The organism is Paenibacillus liaoningensis (assembly GCF_059609455.1).
Genome location: NZ_JCAALU010000007.1, coordinates 283,216 through 305,274 on the forward strand (window position 1 = coordinate 283,216; position 22,059 = coordinate 305,274).

15 protein-coding genes are annotated in these 22,059 nt (G+C 50.5%); all 15 read right to left on the minus strand.

Features of this window, described 5'->3' with window-relative positions:
- Positions 1-23: 23 nt before the first annotated feature.
- Positions 24-1,031 carry a 5-dehydro-2-deoxygluconokinase gene (gene iolC / locus AC6B99_RS12475; protein ID WP_056040435.1) on the minus strand — a complete coding sequence of 336 codons (1,008 nt, stop codon included), beginning with the start codon at positions 1,029-1,031 and terminating at the stop codon, positions 24-26.
- A 152-nt stretch (positions 1,032-1,183) separates the two neighbouring features.
- Positions 1,184-2,077 carry a myo-inosose-2 dehydratase gene (gene iolE, locus AC6B99_RS12480; RefSeq protein WP_496663459.1) on the minus strand — a complete coding sequence of 298 codons (894 nt, stop codon included), beginning with the start codon at positions 2,075-2,077 and terminating at the stop codon, positions 1,184-1,186.
- Positions 2,078-2,117: 40 nt separating this feature from the next.
- Positions 2,118-3,983, minus strand: a complete 1,866-nt coding sequence (gene iolD / locus AC6B99_RS12485; RefSeq protein ID WP_496663460.1) for a 3D-(3,5/4)-trihydroxycyclohexane-1,2-dione acylhydrolase (decyclizing) — start codon at positions 3,981-3,983, stop codon at positions 2,118-2,120.
- Positions 3,984-4,192: 209 nt separating this feature from the next.
- Positions 4,193-6,511, minus strand: coding sequence for a glycoside hydrolase family 88 protein (locus AC6B99_RS12490; RefSeq protein WP_494860297.1), 2,319 nt, complete (start codon positions 6,509-6,511; stop codon positions 4,193-4,195).
- A 218-nt stretch (positions 6,512-6,729) separates the two neighbouring features.
- Positions 6,730-9,315, minus strand: a complete 2,586-nt coding sequence (locus tag AC6B99_RS12495) for a beta-mannosidase (protein WP_496663461.1) — start codon at positions 9,313-9,315, stop codon at positions 6,730-6,732.
- 174 nt (positions 9,316-9,489) lie between these two features.
- A complete protein-coding gene (locus tag AC6B99_RS12500) occupies positions 9,490-10,812 on the minus strand; it encodes an ABC transporter substrate-binding protein (RefSeq protein WP_056040445.1) in 1,323 nt (440 codons plus the stop codon).
- Between the two features lie 133 nt (positions 10,813-10,945).
- Positions 10,946-12,151: a glycoside hydrolase family 130 protein gene (locus AC6B99_RS12505; RefSeq protein ID WP_099520321.1), complete on the minus strand. Its 1,206-nt coding sequence runs from the start codon at positions 12,149-12,151 to the stop codon at positions 10,946-10,948.
- Positions 12,152-12,203: 52 nt separating this feature from the next.
- On the minus strand, positions 12,204-13,448 hold the full coding sequence (locus AC6B99_RS12510) for an AGE family epimerase/isomerase (protein ID WP_496663462.1): 1,245 nt from the start codon (positions 13,446-13,448) through the stop codon (positions 12,204-12,206).
- Positions 13,449-13,463: 15 nt separating this feature from the next.
- Positions 13,464-14,390, minus strand: a complete 927-nt coding sequence (locus AC6B99_RS12515) for a glycoside hydrolase family 113 (protein WP_496663492.1) — start codon at positions 14,388-14,390, stop codon at positions 13,464-13,466.
- A gap of 76 nt (positions 14,391-14,466) precedes the next feature.
- Entirely contained in the window at positions 14,467-15,303 is an 837-nt protein-coding gene (locus AC6B99_RS12520; protein ID WP_056040449.1) for a carbohydrate ABC transporter permease, read from the minus strand.
- 3 nt (positions 15,304-15,306) lie between these two features.
- Entirely contained in the window at positions 15,307-16,185 is an 879-nt protein-coding gene (locus AC6B99_RS12525) for a carbohydrate ABC transporter permease (RefSeq protein WP_056040451.1), read from the minus strand.
- A 134-nt stretch (positions 16,186-16,319) separates the two neighbouring features.
- Positions 16,320-17,828 carry a response regulator transcription factor gene (locus AC6B99_RS12530; protein WP_496663463.1) on the minus strand — a complete coding sequence of 503 codons (1,509 nt, stop codon included), beginning with the start codon at positions 17,826-17,828 and terminating at the stop codon, positions 16,320-16,322.
- Positions 17,829-17,859: 31 nt separating this feature from the next.
- Positions 17,860-19,716: a sensor histidine kinase gene (locus tag AC6B99_RS12535; RefSeq protein WP_056040456.1), complete on the minus strand. Its 1,857-nt coding sequence runs from the start codon at positions 19,714-19,716 to the stop codon at positions 17,860-17,862.
- 12 nt (positions 19,717-19,728) lie between these two features.
- Positions 19,729-20,796: a LacI family DNA-binding transcriptional regulator gene (locus AC6B99_RS12540; protein WP_056040458.1), complete on the minus strand. Its 1,068-nt coding sequence runs from the start codon at positions 20,794-20,796 to the stop codon at positions 19,729-19,731.
- Between the two features lie 284 nt (positions 20,797-21,080).
- Positions 21,081-21,809 carry a Crp/Fnr family transcriptional regulator gene (locus AC6B99_RS12545; protein ID WP_056040460.1) on the minus strand — a complete coding sequence of 243 codons (729 nt, stop codon included), beginning with the start codon at positions 21,807-21,809 and terminating at the stop codon, positions 21,081-21,083.
- Between the last annotated feature and the right edge of the window lie 250 nt (positions 21,810-22,059).

Genomic DNA, 22,059 nt, shown 5'->3' on the forward strand with positions numbered 1-22,059 from the left:
ACTCAATCCTCTCTGTTTTAAAATTAAATGATGATTTCGCCGCGGTTGCAGCGGTCAATATAGTCTTGAACCTGCTCGGCGGACGGCATAGCGTCAGAGCAGCTGTGGCTGGAAATGACGATACAAGCAGCGGCGCTGCCGAACTCCATGCTTTTCTCAATCGACCAGCCCTGCATGCTGCCGTACAAAAAGCCTGCCGCATACGAATCGCCTGCTCCGAACGTTTTAATGACTTTGGCAGGGAAGCTTTTGGCCCGGTGCGAAGCGCCATCCTTCGTGTAAGCAATGGAGCCGTCCTTGCCATGCTTGATAATGACAATTTGTGCGGCATAATTAAACCATTTCGCTGCGGTCACATGGTCATCACGCTCCGGATTAGGCTCGAATGTTTCCATATTGTCAAATTCTTCTCTAGTACCCATAATAATATCGCATTTTTCAGCAGCCAGGTTGTAATAGATCGCCGTTTCCTCCGGCGAGTTCCACGTATATGGACGGTAGTCAAGATCAAAGGCAATAACGACGCCATGCTTGCGGGCATAATCGATGGCCAGGAACACCGCTTCGCGTGAAGGGTTTTGCGCCAGCGCCGTACCCGAGATAAGGAGCATTTTAGACTGGGCAATCAGCTCTTCGCTAACCTCCTGCGGCTTAAGCAACAGGTCAGCGACGTTGTCGCGGTACATTAAGATGCTGCATTCCGACGGACTTTTAATTTCGGTAAAAGCAAGCCCTGTCACTGCACCGCTGTCATCCGTAACGACGCCCGAGGTGGCAATTTGATTATTTTCCAAATACGTCGTAATAAAACGGCCCATTTGGTCATCGGCAACCTTGCCGATAAACGATGTTTTCATCCCGAGACGGGACATGCCAATCGCAATATTCGCCGGAGAGCCTCCAACGTATTTGGTAAACGTCATGGTCTCTTCCATCGGGCGATTAACTTCATTCGCGTTCAGATCGATGCACAAGCGGCCAATGGCCGTAAAATCCAGGGGCTTCGCTGCGTCATAAGTGATATAAGCCATTCGAGGGCCCACCTCCTAAAGTTATTTAATGTTATGAAATACTTAATTAGATTTATTTAAAATATAAGCATGTATAAGTTTCACACGTATCATCTGCTTATATTTCACCTTCGAAACGGTAGCTTAGCCGCCAAAGGACGGTGACAGCCGTTTCACCTTAACGAAGTTAAGTAACGAATCGCTTTCTTCGCATATTCATATGGATTATGAGTCGCAGGGTCCTGTTCGCCTTCAAGCATCGCCCAGCCGTTATAGCCGCGAGCCGTGAGCTCCTGAATAACTGGCGCAAAATCAAGGCAGCCGTCACCCGGCACCGTAAATACGCCTTTGCGAATACAAGTGACGAAATCGGCCTGCTCTGAGCGGGCTTCATCGAGTACTGACTGGCGAATATCTTTCAAATGAATATATGCGATGCGGTCATAATGTTTATTCAGCACATCCAGCGGCTTCGCTCCGCCATAATAAGCATGACCTGTATCAAACAACAGGTGCACATAGGCCGGGTCCGTCAGCTCCATCAGCTTGTCGATTTCCTCCGGCTGCTCAACTACGGTTCCGCCATGATGATGGTAAGCCAGCTTTAAGCCGTATTCAGCCGCTATTTTTCCGGCAGCGTTAAGGCCTGTCGCCAGCGACTGCCAGCCCGCTTCATCCAGCCGCAGCACTTCCGTCTCATTCGGCGTACGCCGCGGATCAAAATGCAGCGAGCCGCCAACCTCAGCCGTGCTAATGACCTTGCTCCCCATGCTTTGCAAAAACTCGGCATGCTTTCGGTAGCCCTCAAGCTCAGCCTCGCGGTAAGCGGGATCAGAGAACAGCACCGATTTCCACTGGGACACGAGCTGAATGCCTCGCTTGCCCAATTCCTCGCGCAATACGGCAGTGTCGGCCGGATATTTGCGCCCCATTTCCGTTCCGGTCAGCCCCAGCCGCTGAATATCATCCAAAATCTGCTCATAGGTCGTATCCGCCCCATGCTCCCGTACATCCTCGCCAACCCAGTTAATCGGGTGAATGCCGAGTGAAAATGTAAATGGCTTCATCGCTTACCCCAGCTCCTTATTCAAAAATAGGATCAACCTGTTACAGCTGCTTTGCCTTGCTGAGCTTTGCCTGCATCGCTTCATGCGCCTTGAGAACTTTGTCGCTCTCTGATACAGCAGGAACGCCAACATGCCACCAGGATTCATAGCCGCCGGAGTTCGTGCCCGGCAATACGCTAATTTCGATCAGCGTCGTGCGCTCTTCCTGTTTCGCCAGAAGCAAAGCCTCACGCAGCTCCTCCGCATTGGTTGCTTTGTATGCACTGGCCCCAAGACTGCGGGCATGGGCAGCAAAATCAATCGGCAGCGGCTGTCCGGTATATCTGCCTGTGCTCGCTTCGCGGTAGCGGAACTCATTGCCGAAGCCATCACTGCCATGCTCGCGCTGCAAGTTATGAATACACTGGAACCCATGATTGTCAAAAAGCAATATCGTAAACTTGCGCTGTTCCTGCAAGCTCGTCACCAGCTCGGAATGCAGCATCAAGTAGCTGCCATCGCCAACCATCGCATACACCTCGCGCTGCGGCTCGGCGAGTGCTGCTCCGAAAGCGCCGCTAACTTCGTAGCCCATGCAGGAAAAACCATATTCCATATGATATGTTTTCGGCTCGGTCGAACGCCATAAGCGGTGCAAATCGCCGGGCAGGCTTCCGGCAGCGCCAACGACGACGGAAGACGAATCAATCGTTTCATTAATAACGCCGAGCGCGCGGGTTTGGGAGAAGCCGCCTTCATGCTCTTCCTTATAAAGACGATCAACCTCTGCATCCCAAGCCGCTTTGCGCTGCGCCACTTCCGCATCGGTGTAGCTGCTCTTGTAATTCGCTGCTTGCAGCGCACTTTGCAGCGCTTGCAAACCAGTTCGGGCATCGGCAATTACCGCTTCACCGCCCAGCTTCGCTGCGTCAGCGCCATTTAAGTTAATGTTGATAAACTGCACATCCGGGTTCGCGTATGCGGACTTGGAGGCGGTTGTAAAATCCGAGTAGCGCGTGCCGACGCCAATAACCAGATCAGCCTGTTTGGCCCATTCATTCGCTGCCAGCGCGCCGGTGACGCCAATGGCTCCTGCATACAGCGGATGGCGCCAATCGAATGCGCTTTTTCCGGCCTGCGTTTCCGTAACCGGAATGCCGAAAGCTTCGGCGAAGGCTTGCAGCTCGGAGGTCGCAGACGCATACAAGACGCCGCCTCCTGCTACGATAAGCGGATGCTTGCTCGCTGCAATGCGCTCTGCTGCACGGGCTACCGCATCTTTCGTCGGTTCGCGGCGGTCAACATAATGCACGCGTTTTGCAAAGAAGCTTTCTGGATAGTCATAAGCCTCCGCCTGCACATCCTGCGGCAGCGCGAGCGTAACCGCTCCAGTCTCTGCCGGATCTGTGAGCACGCGCATCGCTTGCAGCGCTGCGGTAATCAGCTGCTCTGGACGAACGATGCGGTCCCAGTAACGGCTGACGGCCTTGAAGGAATCCGTAGCCGAAAGGGTATAGTCGCTGCTTACCTCAAGCTGTTGCAGCACCGGGTCCGGCTGGCGCGAAGCGAAGTTATCGCCGGGCAGCAGCAGCACCGGAATGCGATTAACGGTCGCTGTTGCCGCAGCCGTTACCATGTTCAGGGCACCTGGGCCAATCGAGGTCGTGCAGGCATAAATCTGCTTGCGGTTACGCTGCTTGGCGAAGGCTGCTGCTGTATGCACCATGCCCTGCTCGTTTTTGCCTTGAATAAAGGTTAAGCGGCCTGCGCTTCTTTCCAGCGCCTCTCCCATGCCGGTCACATTGCCATGACCGAAGATGCCGAATACCCCTTCAACGAACTTCGTTTCCTCGCCATCTACCGAAATGTATTGCTGATCCAGAAACCGCAGCAGCGCTTGCGCCATCGTCAGTCGAATCGTCGTCATGCCCATTTCCTCCTATCGCAAATGTATGATTTTATCCTTTTCACCACAGTTATAATAAGTTGCCTTCTGCTCGTTTTACGCTTTGGATTAAGCGCTTAACTCACCAGAGGAATGGCGCCTAATGTTTTAGATTAAGCGCTTCACCCATAGGCTACTACAACATAGAGCCGCTGACAAGTTTTTTCTTTTGGCCTTGCTTTTACCACATCTTATTTTGCGTTATCGTCGTTTGTTTGCGTTTGCAAATGCCGCTTCAGCTTGGCAACTTCTGTGCCGGCAAGCATCATAATGCCGATACCGTGATTGTCGTTGACAACCGTCCGCAAATCCTGATCATAATAATCCGCTGTGAAAGCGTAGCGCGAGCCGCTGCATACGCCATGCACATTGCCCTGCCGGTCAATGGCGTAACGCGTCAAGCCGTCCCAGGCGCGGAACGCAGCATTCGTGATAGCGGCTGGCTGCTTCACCCAGCCGAAGCGAACGCCCCGAGCGAAGCCATAAGCAAACATTGCCGTGCAGGACGCCTCCAAATAAGTATCTGGACGATTGACTACCTGATGCCATAAGCCGCGATCTGATTGACGAGCGGCATAGCCTTCGCATAGCTCATTAAAGAAGTCCAGCAGTTCATCGCGCAGCTCATGAGCCGCAGGCAAAGCTTCCAGCACTTCTGTCAGTGAAAAAATCGTCCAGCCATTGCCCCGCCCCCAAGGGATGCCTGTCGCCCTGTCATATTTAAAATCATACACATGGGACATTAGCTTCTCACCGGGCATAAACAAATAGTTTTTGAAGCGCAAAAATTGCTTCGCCGCTTCATCCAGCGCCTCCCGATTGCCCGTTAAGCGAGCATAGCGGCACAGAAATGGCGTACTCATGTACAAATCATCGGCCCACATCGTATTGGCAGCATACTCGCCCTCGCAGGTGCGATAAAATGCGCCATCGGGCTTGCGCTCCAGCTTATTTAGCATAAAATCAGCGATGCGCTCGGCAATTGGCTCTACGCTTGCAGTAGCGAGCCCTTGTCTAGACTCCAGCATAGCCGAGCCGAATGAGCCGCAATTATCGAGCATTTTCATCATGACGAGCTGCTGATTAATGGCTGGGAACCCATATTGCTCACGATCCCAGAAGGAATAGTCGTACATTTCCGTACATGCCTCAACATGCTGAGTCGCATAGCTGACGATATCTGGACGATCCAGAAAACGACCGGTTTGCAGCAAGCCGTATATCGTGACGCCAAGCGGATAATCCCACCGCGCATAATTGGATACCGTACCGACTGTCCATTTATTGCTTAGCATGGCATTTTCGTAATAAGGACGTACCCAAGTGTTCGGTTGGTCGAGCTGCCAGTAGGTGTGCAACATCTGTCCCTGCTGAACAGGCTGCGATGCCTTGTTTAGAGCATATAGGCAATCCGTGCGAACAAGCTGCTCCCATGTAGGGTTAGCCGCCCCAGCTTCAAACGGCCCGACATATAGCCATTGTCCTGCTCCCGAACCATGCACTTGCTGCGGCAGGCTCATTGTGACAGCGCTGCCATCATTGGCGTTAGCCGCCGTCAGCTCAAAGCCCCAAGACTGCTGGCCGCACACGCTGCGAGCTACGAAATGATGCTTGCCAGCTTCCAGCAAAAGCTCAATGCGAAACGATCCTGCCGCTGTGCTTTCACCTACCTGTTTTCCTTCAAGCCACAAGGTAAGCTCGCCAGAGGACTCGCCTTCAAGCACGACTGCTTGTTTCCCAGGCTGCGGCTGATACAATGTCGTCCACGCATAGGCAGCTTTGCCATGCTGCTCTCCGAAAATCCGCTCCAGCTGGCCAAGGCTGCGCTCCTCCTCTGTCCAATCGATAACCGGCAGCCAGTCCAGACCCGGCTCCTGCTGCTGTGATCCCATTAAATCCGGCTGCGCCACTTCTACCCGCTTGCCGGCCTCAAGGGCTGAATCAACCGGCTGCGAGAAAATCCATCCCGACTGCCCATAACGCTCCTCGAATGGTGCACGAACATTCATGATCCTTACTTTGGCCTCGTCGGAGCCGATTTGACAGCCGAAGCCCGCTGGCGTGCAAGTCATCGACAGCCATAAGCTGTTCCAGCCCTTTGCAAATACTAGACTCAGCTTAACCGTTGCATCCGGGCTAATTTCCTCTATTACATTCGAACGAAAAACTAGCTCGCCATTGAAATACAGTCTCACAGGACCAAGGCAGCGTACATTAATATCCAAGCTGCGCTCCTCATCGCTCCATACGAGCCCTGCTCCATAGCTCAGCTGCCCAGGTTTTGCCTCAGGAAACCGTGAAGCAAGATCCAGCTCATACAGTCCCTCTGCATTTTGCAAAACGCCATTTTTGTTGAAAGCGCGGAAAATAAATCCTGCCTGCGGATTCGCACCCACATAACGGTCGGCCAGCAGCTTCAAAATAGCGGTATCTTTGTCGCCAAAACGATGCTGTGCACTTTCCTCTGCTTGAAAATAAATCGACATCGAATGATCACAAATCCTTTCCATGGCGTAGCTTGCTATCCGTTAATCTATTTTATGAAAAAGCGATTAGGTATAGCGCTTAACTTGGTGAAAATGAACCGCGCTTGCAATCGCCAATGAACGGGCAATTTACATGACGCGGTATTGAAATTTAAACCTTATGCAGCCATTATAGCTGAAAGCGCTTCATTCTGTCATCTCTTTTTTTAAAAAAAACGCCGCTATTTTTTTGCTCAGGCTATTTATTCATTCGCTTGAACAATAAAATCGACCATTGAACGGGCCGTCACGCGGCTATCCTGCTCTGTTCCGCCCGTGCTTGCACCTGCGTTGAAATCTCCCAGTTCATGCGGTATAAACGTGACCGTTTTCACCGTGCCTGGCAGCAAATCAAAGAAATTATCACTGAAGCGGCCTTCACGCTCACATGTCAGCCAGACGCCTTTGGCCAGCGTATTCGTCTCCAGCGTCCACTGTGCAACGCCGTTGTGCTCGGACTCTGTTATTTTGAGCTCGGCCTGTGCCAGCGTAATGTCCTTCATTGCCTCAAAATAATGCAGCTCGCTTGCCAGAGTGTGGCCATCTGCTTCATCCAGCAGCTCTGCCAGCAATACGCTTGCCGCGGTGTCGGCAGCTCCAAGCAGCTCGGAGCGCTGAAGCGTCAGCACATTAGCCGCAGTATTTGCTGTTACGCGGACAGGAGTACTTTGCTCGCCCAGCAGCTCACCGCTAAAGCTGTACAGGCGCAGGCGCAGCTGGCCTCGTACGGGAACAAGCTGATCTGATACGATGTGGAAGCTGATTTCCCCTGCTTCCTTGCGATCGTCTACCGACAGCAGGCAGTCTGCGAAGCTTCGTGCTGCATAATATTGCAGCGCCTTCCAGCGACCGTAATAATCCATGCCCGCCCAGGAGGCTACAGGCCAGCAATCATTCATCTGCCAATACAAGGAGCCCATGCAATACGGCTTGCGGCGGCGATGTGCTTCAATAGCCGTTTTCATCGCCTCTGCCTGCAATATTTGGCTCATATACAAAAACGAAGGGAAATCCTTCGGCTCGGACATATACATCTCCATATATTGCTTAATGAGTCGGTTGCCGGCGCCATTTTTCTGATGGGCGAGCATGACTGTGGATTCCAGCTCCATATCCGCCTCTTCCGCATAGCTGCGCACCGATTTGTATTCCGGGAACGACTGGAAGCCATATTCGCTCATGAAGCGCCCGACGTAGCGATTATAGTTTTCGAATGGCTCTACATTATGCCAGACGCCCCAATAATGAATATCTCCGCTAATCGAGGAAGAATCCGAGTGCTGCGTAAGGTCGCCGGTCAAATCAACCATTGGCGAGGAAGGCCAATAATCGATTCCTACCGTCAAGGACGCTACAGCTTCTGGCAAAATGCGATGGAAAATCGCCTCATAGTCTGCCCATAGTTTCGTTTGCTGCTCCTGCGTGTACGATTTTTTCCAGCCCCAGCCGCCATCTGGAATATAATGCGACCATGCGGTATCGATTTCATTATTGCCGCACCATAGGGCGATCGACGGATGATTGCGCAGACGCCTAATGTTATCTTCAGCTTCCAGCTGCACGCTGCGCAGAAACGCTTCGTCACCCGGATACATGCTGCATGCAAACATGAAATCCTGCCACACGAGGAGGCCATATTGATCACACAACTCATAGAAGGCTTTTTCCTCGTAAAAGCCCCCGCCCCAGACACGAAGCATGTTCATATTTGATTGTACGGCGCTTACGATTTCATGTTTATAACGGTCGTAGCCGACTCTCGTCGTAAAGCTGTCATTTGGAATATGATTCGCGCCTTTGGCGAAAACCTGAACCCCATTCAGCTCCATATAAAAGGAAGTGCCGACATCGCCCTGCTGCCTAACGAGCCGGATTGTGCGAAGTCCCGTCGTTACCTTTTGCGAATCATATCGAACTTCGTTATTGCTATGCCAGCATTCGATCTGGAACGTGTACAGTTCCGGCTCGCCCAGACCTCTGCACCACCATAGGCGCGGATTTTCAACTTCAAACGGAATTTCAATCATCTGTTTGCCTGCGGCTAAAGAAGCAGAATGCCCGCTGAACATGCCATTATCGGATGCTGCCAGCTTCAGCAGGACATCGCATTCGCGCTCAGCCTCCAGTTCAATGACGGCTGTAAGCTTCGCTAGCTCTGCCCGCACCTCATCCTGACGGATGTATACATCGGTAATCCGGACATAGGACCAGCCCTCCAAATATACGGGACGCCAAATACCGCTCGTTACGAAACGCGGGCCCCAGTCCCAGCCGTAGTGGTAGGGGGCTTTACGGGCAAATACGCTAATCTTCTTATCGTCAAGTCCGCCTACTTCGGATTGATCATTTGGTGCCGGCAGCGCATAACCAAGCTGAGCCAGCTTCGGCAAATCTTCTTTAATCGGCGAGCGGAACAAAATACGCAGCTCATTGTCGCCAGCTGTCAACCTGTCCGTAACATCAACTCTCCACGTACGAAACATATTATCTGCCGCCAGTACATGTGAACCATTCAAATACACATCCGCATATGTATCGAGGCCCTCGAACACGAGATCCTGCTTCGCCCCAGCAAGCTGCTCCGGTGAAGGCTGAAAGCTCGATACGTATTCCCAGTCTTTTTTGTCCACCCACTGCGCGTCCTTCTCATTCGTTCCGTAAAAAGGATTTGTCAGCCGGCCATTTTGAATTAAATCCGTATGTACATAGCCTGGCACGGCAGCAGGCAGCCATTCTCCCTGCTCTTGTTCCTTAAATCTCCAATTCCCAATCGTCCATTGCTCTTTCATCGTATCCTCCTGAAAATGAAAAAAGTCAGCTAAACACATGAAACCTTACTCCGGGGACTGAGCCGCCGAAGCAAGGTTGCCATGCATTTTACCGCTAATTTAACACTAATAAATATATTGTTTATGACTTGTGTTGCTCTATTAAGATAAATCAGCTAGTGGAAGCTGCTATACTTAGTAGCCCAAAGCTGTTTTAGCTTCTTTCCATTTCGCATTCAGCTTGTCGAAAGCTGCTTGCAGATCGTCAGCAACCAGATACTCTTGTACATAGTTGCCAGTACCGATGCCGATTTGCGCTTTATTGGCAATTTCATTGAATTTTGGATCTGTAGCTTCGCTTTCCAGCAGTGTTGGGTTAGTTGCTTGGAACTCAGCCAATTGAGCAATTGTCGACTGTGCCGACTTGTCGATTGGCATGAATCCGGATTGCTCTACATAACCGGACTCTTTCACGAAGAAGTTGACCCAAGCTGTCGCAAGCTCTTTGTTTTTGCTGTCTTTGCTTACGCCAACCAAATAATCCGAACCAAGCGGTGCATTGTATTTGCCGCTATTGTCGTATGGAAGCGGGAAGAAGCCAATGTCGTCTGACGATGCGCCAGCGCCTACGATTTGTGGAATGACCCAGTTGCCAAGGAAGTACATAGCCGCTTTACCCGATGCAACCTCGCCTTTCGACATTTCCCAGTTGTTTGTCGACAGATCTTTTTCAACCCAGCCTTTTTCAATGAAAGTACGGCCGATATTGGCAAGAATACCCCAAGCGTTGTCCACTTTGAATGGTGCTTCATCTGTTACGAGCTTGGATACAAACTGCGGATCGCCCGCAACGTACCATGCAGAGCCGTCACCCCAGTTGCCCATTGGCCATTGTGCGCCATAGTTCATATAAAGTGGAATGATGCCTGCAGCTTTCAGCTTTTCCGCATCCGCATACAGCTCATCAAGCGTAGCTGGAACTTTATCGATGCCTGCTGCTGCAAAAGCTTTTTTGTTATACACGATCCCTTGCGTATTTACGCCGGTCGACAATCCATAACGTTTGCCATCGAACAGCGACAGGTCAGCGAAAAAAGTATTGGTGAAAAAATCATCCGGCAGCGGTTCAAAATATTTCGGATATTCCGAAACGGCAAGTCCAGCCGGAAGCATCAATACGTCGCCTGCTTCGCCCGTTGTTAGGCGAACTTGGATGTCTGTCGCATAGTTCGTCAAGCCTTCAAACTCAATTTCAGCTTTCGGATATTTTTCTTTAAAAGCTGCTGCGTATTTATCTAGCGTCCCATCGTTGAGAAAATCGGTACGATGCGTCAAAACTTTAATTTTGCCGCTCAGCTCGCTAGCTGCGCTTGCTTCCGGGCTTGCCGCGGAATCGCTAGGGCTTGCCGAAGCAGAGGCTGCTGGAGCGCTTTCGGCCGGCGTATTATTGCCGCCGCAGGCAGCGAGAATGGAAGTCATCAATAAAATTGCGGAAGATAAAGCCAAGCTTTTTTTCATTTTGTTTCCCCCTGAGTCATATTTGGTATCGCTTACATCGTAATCATATACGCTATGAAAGCAAAATAATATGACGCTGTTTTGTTTTTATTGTCATGAATTATGCTAACAGCGTCAACGTTTGTTAGTTTGCTTAGCTGCGGCGCAGAAAAGCGTATTCCGCCTGCTCCATCAATTGGAGATTGCGGCTGATCAGCTCCGTGCGCTGCTCGACGCTTGCCCGGGAACGCAGATGATCCGGCGGCGTTTGCTTCACATAATCGACAAGCTGGCCGATACTCGTTGCAGCAACATGTACTCTTGTATCGGAGGAAGCATAATAAATGTACACTTCGCCGCCCGGAAGCTGGACAGCGCCATTACAAAATACGACATTGGATACATCGCCTATCCGTTCAATTCCCTCCGGGGCAAGCAAATGACCACCTGGTGCGTACGTAACTTTGCTCGGATCATTCAAATCCGTCATGAACGCATACAGGACGTAACGAAGTCCTGCCGCTGTATTGCGCACACCGTGAGCAATATGGAGCCAACCTTCAGCCGTTTTTAGCGGCGCTGGACCCTGTCCATTTTTCACTTCTTTAATCGTGTGGTAAAGCTTGCTGTCGACGATTGTTTCTTCGGCGATGACAGCTGGGTTCATGCTCTCTGACAAGCCCCAGCCGATGCCGCCACCTGCGCCTGTATTAATAAAGCCGTCCTGAGGACGCGTATAAAAGGCATATTTACCATCGACAAATTCAGGGTGCAGCACGACATTTCGCTGCTGTGGCGACGGAGAAGCAAGATCCGGCAGACGCTCCCAGGTGCGCAAATCCTTCGTGCGGGCAATGCCGCCTTGGGCAACCGCGCTTGACGTATCGCCAGCTGGCGCTTCCGGATCTTTGCGCTCGGTGCAGAACAACCCGTAAATCCAGCCATCCTCATGCTTCACAAGCCGCATATCATACACGTTTATATCCGGATCTTCCGTTTCCGGCAGCAGTACGGGATAATCCCAGAAGCGGAAGCCTTCTGCGGGAGAGTCGCTTTCAGCAACTGCGAAAAAGGACTTGCGGTCAGCACCCTCTACCCGAACCATCAAATAAAACTTCCCACCCAGCTCAATGGCTCCCGGATTGAAAGCGGCATTAACACCAATTCGCTCCATTAAATACGGATTAGTCTCCGGGTCCAAATCATAACGCCAGTACAGAGGCGTGTGCTCATTCGTAATAACGGGATGCTCGAATCTTGCAAATACACCATTGGACTGCTGAACTTGTTTATTAGGCGCATGAAGCAGCTGCTCATGCCGATCCGATATTGCTTTAAGCTGTTCCAACCATTGATTCATAAGGGCCTCCTTATTATTCATGTCTTATTTATGTCTGCTTTATTTTTGCGCATTAATTATTAATGCCATTAATCTTAATTCGTTCCAAGCGTTCGATAGCTTCAAAGCAAGCCCGGCTGTTATGGTACGGACATTTCCATGGATCGATTTTTGGATAGCTTGTGTCTGCCACACCTTCACGGGATACTTGCCAGTGCCATTCGCCTGTTTCCTTATCGGATACGCAAGCTGCAATGAACTGCCAGCTGCCCCAAGCGGCATTCAAATACCGCTCCTCCTGCGTCAGCTCATAAGCATTCAGAAACCCAACCATCGCTTCCGCCTGCGGCCACCAATCCTTCGCTGCATCCAGATGTCCGTCTCCGTCGGCTTCATTATAAACGCCGCCATCCGCATCTACGCCCTCGGCAAGCGTCACGTGCGCCATTTGAATAGCTGCCTCCCGCACGCGTTCCTCAAGCGCTTTATCGCCCAGCACTTCAGCCGCCTCCCACAGCAGCCAGCTTCCTTCAATATCGTGGCCATACGAGACATGGCGGGATTTGGAGTTCCATGCATCATCAAAAAACAGCTTGAAGTGATGACTTTGCGGATCAATGATGTAATCCAAATGCAGCTCAATGAGCGTCTTCAGCTTGTCGCGAAGCCCTTGCGGCTTCCATACCCGATACAAATTCGTATAAGCTTCCAGCACATGCAAATGCGTATTCATTGATTTACGCTCATTGAGATCCTTGCCGCTGAGGCTCAAATCATCCGTTTCCTGCCAGTTTTGCGCCAGCGCTTCAATATAGCCCAGATGAACCGGATCAAAGGCATGCTTCTCCAGCAATCTGTAAATCTCCTCTGCCCACGGCAGCACATCCTGCTTGCCAGTAGCCCGTACATATTCCGCTAGCGCATAAATAACGAAGGCCTGCCCATATACTTGCTTTTTCGTCTGAACCGGCTGCCCGTCCTTATCGACCATCCAATACAAACCGCCATACTCCTGATCGTGAAAATGTTCCCGCAGCGCACCAAGTGCCCGCTCTGCCAATTCCAAATAAGGCGCTTCCTTATAAAGGCGGTACGCCGACGAGAAAGACCATAAAATCCGTGCATTGAGCACGAGGCCCTTATCTGCATTTTCCGAAATGGACCCGTCGCTTGCCATATGGCCAATAAATCCGCCGTTCTTCTCATCTACCGCATGCTTCATCCAGAAGCCAAGAATTTGCTCGCGCACTTCCTCCGTCAGCGATTTTTGCCACTGGACGAAATCCAGCATGTATTGCGTTCCTGTTACGTTGCTCATTTTTCTTTCGCCTCCCTAGCCTACTGGCTGTCCTTGTCCCTTGGCATAGTAAGCGCGGATGACCGCTGCCGAACGTTTGCCATACATGCAATAATCATCGTTGCGGGCAGCATCTTTCGCATCGTAAAGCTGAGCTGGCCAATCCCACAGCATGTAGCCGAGCATCCAATCGCGCTGGGCACAAGCAGCAAACATCGCTTCATAATAACGCTCCTGCTCGATTTCAGACGGCGCGCCTGGCAGCGACCAGTCATTCGGCTTTGCAGCCGAGCCATCACGGCTCGGACAGCCCGCTTCCATGAAGAAAAACGGCTTATTCCACTTCGCAATGCCCGCCTCTATACGATCAAGCTGCTCCTCGAATTGATCAATCGGATAATAGCCGCTGGACGAAATAATATCGACGGCATCCCACCAGCCCACTCGCTCTTCCTGATATTTATCGCAGTTATAAGTAATAGGTCCGCTGTATAGCGTCCGTACCAAAGCAATTAAATCGCGCCATTCCTGCTCGCGTTTGTCCGTCTGGACCATTTCACAGCCGATGCAAAACATTTCGCAGCCCTCTTCCTCGGCTATCGCTGCATAATAGGCAATGAATTTTCCGTAGGAAGCGAACCATTCCCCCCAGCTCGGCTCCCCTGGCGTGTCCTGGTCGAAGAAGCCGATATGTGCCCGCCAAGTGCCATTTCCAACATTGACTACTGGCTTGAGGCATACTTTAATGCCGTGCCTTTTCGCCTCGCGAATCGCCCAGCGTATTTCCTCATCACTAACCGTCGGCTCGCTCCAATAGGGAATTTCCGTCGATTGCGGCGTATCTTGAACTGCTGCGAACGCAATCGCCGTCCAGTTAACGTTCAGCTTGGCCATTTCAGCGATGGAAGCCGCCGCCGCAGGCCCCGCCCACGTACCACGAACTCCCGTCCAGCCCCACGTCATTCCAAAAACCTGCTCATTCCACTGCTGCAAATGTGCTTCCCCCTTCAATTCGCTAACCTTGTATTGGATCGCCCTGTTATTTGACCGCACCGCTCGTTACCCCGGCGAAAATAAACTTTTGCATCGAGAGGAAAATCGCTACCGTCGGAATGAAAATTATTAAAATGCCCGCGGATATCACGTTCAGTTGAGCGGCATTCGGCCCGACAAAGGCATAAATAGCCGTCGATACAACCTTTAGCTTCTGGCTTGGCATATACAGATAAGGCGTGTAAAAGTCATTGTAAATCGAGATCGTCTTCAAAATAACGAGCGTCGCTGTTGCTGGCCCGAGCAGCGGGAAAATAATCGAGCGATAAATTTTAAACAGCGATGCGCCTTCCATCATTGCGCTTTCGTCCAAATCTTTCGGAATACTGTTGACGAATTGCAAATAGATGACGATTTGCAGCACGTCGGCTCCCAAATAAAGAATGATTGGCGCCCCCATCGTGTTGTAAAGCGAGAAATACTTAATGACGCTAAATGTAGCAACCTGCGTCGTAACCATAGGAATGACTTGGGCCACGAGGTACATGCCCATAATTCCCTTTTTCAGCTTAAAATCAAATCTTCCCAGCGCGTACGCCACCATCGTGCCGAACATAATGTTGCCCGCTACAGCGATGACCAAAATGATCGCAATATTGCGGAAGCCAAGCCCGAGCTTGCCGATGTCGAACACCTTTTGAAAATTATCAAAATTCAAGAAGTTTGCTGGCAAAGCAAGGCCGGATTGATAATACTCGACCTGTGTCTTAAACGCCCCGGTTACAATGGAGTACAGTGGGAATAAGACGACGAACAGCGCAAGAACCAGCGTTACATATTTGAAAATTGTAAATAATGGTGAACCTTCTCTACTCTGCCCCATCCTCTATTCCCCTCCTTTGAACAAAAATTTGCGCTGGATAACGATAAAGAGCAGAACCATCAATAGCAGCACAACCGCCATCGCCGAGGCAAGGCCGAAGTTTTGATATTTGAATGCCGTATCCACCGTCTTGATGACGAAGGTTGACGTATCGTTCGCACCTAGCAGCATGACATAAGGAATATCGAATGCTTCAAGCGCTCCTGTCAGCGTTAAAATAAGCATGAGCTCCAGCACTTTGCGAATGCTTGGCAGCGTGATGAATCTGAACTTCTGCCAGCCCGATGCGCCATCGATCGAACCCGCTTCATACAAATCGTCTGGAATCGACTGCAAGGCGCCGATGAAAATAACCATGTTCAGCCCCATATACTTCCACATGGAGATGAAGGCAAGCGAGAAGTTGACCAAATGCTTATCGCCCAGCCAGCTTTGCTGCCATGATTCAAGTCCAATGGCCCCAAGGAGCGTGTTTAGCGAGCCGTATTCCACATGGTAAACGTTTTTGAACATAATGACCGTTGCTACGCTGTGCAGCACATAGGGCAGAAACAAAATGACCCGAAACCCATTGCGTCCCCGCAGCTTGCCAGTCAATATGACGGCAAAATACAAGGAAAAGACGACTTGTATTAAACCACCGATGAAATAATAAGCATTGTTTTTAAGTGCTCCGAATACTTCGGGCTTGGTGAAAATCTCCTTGTAGTTGTCGAGGCCAATAAAATTCATATCCCAGCCAAGACCGCTCCAATCCGTCAAGCTGTAATACAGCAAAGATACGGCCGGGTAATACGAGAAGGTCAGCGACAGTAGGACGGGAATTGTCAAAAACCCGAACAAAATTAAATATCGCTGCGTTTTGTAAGAGAACTGATGCATAAGGCCACCCTCGCTTTCTTTTAATGAACACCGTTGTTAGCGTTTTCATCATTATAGGAGATGCCGGGCCCGATTATAATGGTCTTTGTTATGTTTTATTGTCTTCAATTTGGATAACGGGAACCTAACTTTCTTCACCTAACTTTATCGCGATATTCCTTCGGTGTTAGGCCGGTCATTTTTTTGAACACTTTAGTGAAATATGCCGGATCGGCATACCCTACCCGCTCACCGACCATATACGTTTTCAGCCCCTGCTCCTGCCGCAGCAGCTGCTTTGCTGCCTCAATCCGTACAGAAATCATGTAGTCGGTAATCGTCTCGCCCGTCTCCGTCTTGAACAGCTTGCTTAAATAGCTTGGCGTCAAATATACAATATCCGCAAGGCGCTGCAGCTCAAGCTCCTCGGTAAAATGCTGCTGGATATACGATTTAACTTTATCTATAGCTCTATTATCCGATCGCGCGCTGCTTAGCAAGGCGCTAATTTCCTCCATGCCCGTCCGCATACTTTGGGCGAAAGCTTCCCAATTTTCGCTAGCTTCCGGGTCGATCGGCATATTCACCTGCCCATATGCAAGCTGAACGCTGCGTTTTTTCAGCTCCTCGGCAATGAGTGCTCTAATGCCAAAGCATGCCTCCTGCAGCTCCTTCCAGCAAATGCGCTGGGCGGCAGCCTCCTGCAGCCAGCTGTCAAATGCAGTCTGCGCCAAGGCGAAATCATTCATTTGCAGTGCCGGCAGCAGCTCCTTGCCCACAATATGCGTCAAACGCAGCAAATGATCAACAGGTGCAACACGGCTAACAGCGCCGGAGCACCAGCGCGGCTCCGTATTATACCAAGCATGCTGATAGGCGGAAAAAGCTTCGCTATAAGCATTTGTCAGCCAGCTGCTGCCGCGAAAAATGCTGCTAAAGCCTACTTTTGCACGCGTAAAGGCTGGCATTCGCTGAAGCAGTATAACAGCGAGCTCCCTGACGGTCTCGGCATGGTCGGAATCGTGAATGGCGATGAGGATAATCCGTCTGCCGCCTTCACCAGTAATAATCATTCGCTCACGCAGCCAGTCAGCCATAAACCGCTCCAACCGAACTTCGTCCAGCTCAGGGGAAGTCGTTAATAGCAGCACCGCGTAGTGATGGAGAAACAAGGGCAGCTGATCAAGCGTTCCGCACACATCCTCCACGACATAGGAAGGGAGCTGCTTCTCATCCGCGTAAAGCAGCAGGCTGATTAAATCGCCCGACTCCAGGCGGCTGCGGCTGCGCTCCTGCTTCACCTTGCTGTTCACCTTGGCGAGCAGGCGAATGAGCTCATCCAGGTTTACTGGCTTCAACAAATAATCCTCTGCTCCCTGCCGCAGCGATTCTCTGGCAAATTCGAAATCATTAAATCCGCTCAGCACAGCAAATTTAATATTTTTACCTAGCTTCTTTACTTTGGCAATGAGCTGGAGCCCTGTCATCTGCGGCATTTTTATATCCGTCAGCACAAAATCGGGATTAAGATGATCCAGTTGGTCAAGCAGCTCCTGCCCGCTGCCAAATGCGCCAATAATTCGGTATTCCTCGCCTGCCTGCTCAATGAGCTTGCATAATCCCAGCCTAATTCGTTCCTCGTCGTCTACAACAACTATATTCATCGTTGCCACTCCTTCCTTTTCGCTGCGCTTTTCATTCCTGTTCCAGCGGCATCCGAATCGTTACCCGTGTTCCCTTCCCCTGCTCGCTGTCGATCGTTAAGCCATAGCTGACGCCAAAACGCAGCTTCAGGCGCTCATGCACATTGCGCAGTCCAATGCCTCTTCCGTTTGGCTCTAGCGGCTCGGCAGCAGACAAGGCATTGCGTACCCGAAGCAGCTGTGCTTCCTCCATCCCGCAGCCATCATCGGCAACGGTAAACCACTGCTCTCTGCCGACGATTCCCCAGTCAATGCGAATGAGCATCGTTTCCCGTGAATCCTCATACGCATGGTTGACGGCATTTTCCACAATGGGCTGGAACAGCAGCTTCATAACCCTTATGCCCCAGGCTGCTTCTCCCTCCGGAAGCTCCAGTTGAAACCGATCGCCGAAGCGGTCGTTAATCAGCCGCATATACATGCGCAAATGCTCAAATTCCTGGCTGGCCGTCACCGTTTCATCTCCTGCATGAATGCTGTACCTGAGCTGCTGTCCAAGAAGCTGGACCATCTCAGCTGCCTCAGGATCATCGTTCAGCACAGCGGTCATCCGAATCGACTCCAGCGTATTGTATATAAAATGAGGATTAATCTGGCGCTGCAAGCTCTCCAGCTCGATCTGGTTTTTACGCTGCTCCATGCGGTAAATGTTTTCAATCAGCAGCTGGATTCTCACCATCATGCGGTTAAAGGCATTGCCAAGCATGCCGACTTCATCGCGGCGGCGCACCGGAAAGGCGACATCGAGATTGCCCGCCTGTACCTGCTTCATCAGCTTCACCATTTCGCGCATCGGCTTCGTCAGCGCAAAAATCAGCACAATCGAAATGAGCAGAGCCAGCGTCATAATGGCGATTGCTGCCGCTGCCGTGTAATTACGCGTCTGAATCGCTTCGGCCTCCACCTGCTCCTTCGGAATGAGAATAAGAGTGAGCCAGCCGGATTCCTCGGATTTACGATAAATGACGAGCTGCTCCTTGCCATTTTTATCGACGATGTAGCTGCCGTTTTGTCCTTCTGCCTGCTGGAGCAGCGCATCGCCGGATAAATTTTCAGCAAGAAAGGCTTGCTCGCTGTCATAAATAACGGTACCCGCCTCATCCAATATGAGCGTTGTGCCTTTCGTCGTCTCATCCAGATCATTCACAACGTTCTCAATGACTTCAATGCTGGCATCGACCGCAATTATGCCGACGGAGTGGTAGGTGCTGTCAATAATATTGCGTACGATCGTGAATACATACCGCTTGCGATTCGTATCGCCGCTTACCTCCTGCGTGCTGATCAGCACAGGCTTGCCATTTGCAGCAGCAGCGGTTTCATGCCAGCGATTATAAAACTCAGGCAGATTGGCGCGGGCGCCCCCGCTCTTCATGACATAATAGGGATTGCCGTACGCATCAAATAAATAGACGCTGCTGGCGCCTTCCTTAATATTGTTCATAAAATAAATGCTGCTTTCGATTTTGCGCTGGATTTGCAGCTTCATTTGTATATTTTTTCCGTCATGCAGATTAGGGTTGCCTCCTGTTTCGGCTTCCACCTGCGAATAATAATGATTAGAGAGCTTAAGCCCCTCCTGAATTTCGCCGAGATAGGAAGGTATAATCGAAATTTTTTTCATATCCTTCGTATAGTCGTCGAGCTTGCTGACCATTTTGTCGGAAATTTCCGCTGCATAGGTAACTGTATTTTTCTCAATCGTATTCGTATAACGCAGCGAAGAAATATAAGTAAGCCCGCCAACCGGAATAATGATCAGCAGTACGAACACGATAAACAGCTTTGCTTCCATGCGGGTTGCCGGAAAGAAAGTCCAGCGCCGCAGCCCAAATTTCGAGTCTCCCATCGCATTCGCCCCTTAGCTTTGCGTCATGGAGCTGGAAGTCGATTCACGCATGACGAAATCGCCCGACAGCAAAATTTTCTCTTGCGGGCTGCTCGGGTGCTTCAGCCGGCGCAGCAGCATTTCCACAGCACGGCGGCCGAAAGCCTCCTTCTGCACATCGACGGTGCTGAGCGTAGGCTTTGACCAAGCCGCATCCTCAATATTGTCAAAGCCGACAACGGAGCATTCGCCAGGAACGGCAACATGTAGCTTAGCCAGCACCGTCATGATGCAGATGGCAATGGAATCATTGGCGCAAATGAAGGCGGTCGGCAGCGCTGCTTCCTGGACCATTTTTTTCACAATCAGCTCCAGTGCCTCTGTCATTTCTGATCGGTTATTTCCCTCGAACGTCAACAGCTCAGACTCCTGCTCTTGCACAAGCCCATGCTCCTCCAGCATGGAGCTATACCCGAGAAAACGGTCAAGAAAGCTGCGCGAATAGTGAGTGTTGCCGACAAATTGCAGCTTGCGGTGACCGCAGCCGATTAAATAATTGGTCACTCTGCGCATGCACTCCATATTGTTCATAAAGAGCGTATCCGACGGAATCAGCGGGTCTTCATGATCCACCAGCACGAAAGGAATGCCCAGACTTCTAATTTCAAGCAGCATTTGCGAGGTGATTTGGCCAACGCCAATAATGCCGCAAATGCTGCTCGGGTTAATGAACTGCGAGAAATGATTTTTGAACTGCTCCGTAATCATCATCGTGCCAATTTCCCGCTCCTCCAGCTCCATCGTAATGCCATCCAAAATTTTGCCCCAGAAAAAAGAGTCCCGCGTCTGGTATCTCACGTTAGGCACAAGCAAAATGACTGTATCGCGTGTTTGACGCTCGCTTGCTTTGTCGCCGCTTAAGCTGGCGGAAGGAGCTTTGAGCTTCTGTCCGGAAAAATAGCCGAGCTGCGTGGCAACGCTGACTATTTTCTCGCGCGTCTCCGCACTAACGCCCGGCTTTCCTGAAAGCGCTTTAGAAACAGCGAATTTTGAAACATTTAAATAGTCAGCAATTTGCTGCATCGTCACCTTGTTAGCCATAGCTGCACATCCTTTAGTTAAAATAGAGATATCGGTTAGTTTTGTTAGGTTTCGTTAATCATTTATAAGCTAACATTAGCATACGAACGACTTCCTGAAAAGCTTGTTTGCAAAATAAAAAAGACCCGCTTCAGCAGCGGATCTTTCAGCAGATCAAAATGATAAATTAGGCCTCTCTAACAGCACTCTATTATATATAGAAGAAACACGTCGCACACTGTTCAAATGGCAAGCCTAAATGCTAGCAGCATTTAACGCCGTCCATTCTGTGCTATCCCCATTTATTAAAACATCGCGCGGTTGCTGCTGTTCAGCTTTTGCTCAATCGACTGCTTGCTTTGTTGGGTAAACAGCAATCGCCCTTTTTTTACGACGAATAGCTTCTCTTCTTTCAGCATTTTCATAATTCGATTGACACTGCGCACCGCTACGCCAAGCTGCCGCGCCATTTCCTCACGAGTGGCAAAGAGCTCAAACACGGGCTTTTTCTGAAAATCAGCATGGCCCAATGCCTCGTAAAAATAGGCCAGCAGCTTATGCTCCATTGAATAAAAGCTGTTTTCAAGCGTCTTTCTCCCCTGCTGGAAAAGCTTATTCGCTAGCTGATCGTTCAATCGGTGCAGAAAAGCGGGACTGTTGATGACCCACTTTTTGAAGCGCTGCTTATCGAGGGCAAGCAGCGTAGACTCGCGTGTCGTCTCGACCTGATTAATAAACGGCATATCTAGGCTAATCTCAATATCGCCAATAACGTCACCTGGCATCAGCATGGCGAGCCGGAACATTTTTCCGTCAGATAGCTTTCGTTCTACGGCAAGCTCGCCGGAAATCAAAATATACACATAGACCATGTCGCTGGCTTGATCACATACTGTCTCGCCCGGATGAAAGCGGCGCACTTCCCAGCAGTTCTGCACCTGCTTCGGAAGCTCCTCAAACATCTCCTTCAGCCAGCCATGTCCCTGAATGATCCGTTCAATGGAATCTGTATCTGTACGCAATTCTGTACGCAATATGGCACCTTCTCTGCTGTCGCTCATCCTCAGTTTCTTAAATGTAAACCTATTTTACCCTTTTAAAAAGGACATATGTCCTTTTTGGCAAAGTTTTTTCAGCCGTCACTTGCTCTCATACTGAATGCTGAGGCCTGCATGGCAAAAAGACAGCAAAAAAGCCGCGAATCATCGCGGCAATCAAGGCTTTTTCAAACTTTTAGACGGAGCTGGAAGCGTTCATGCTGGTGATCCTCGCAGATTTACAGTG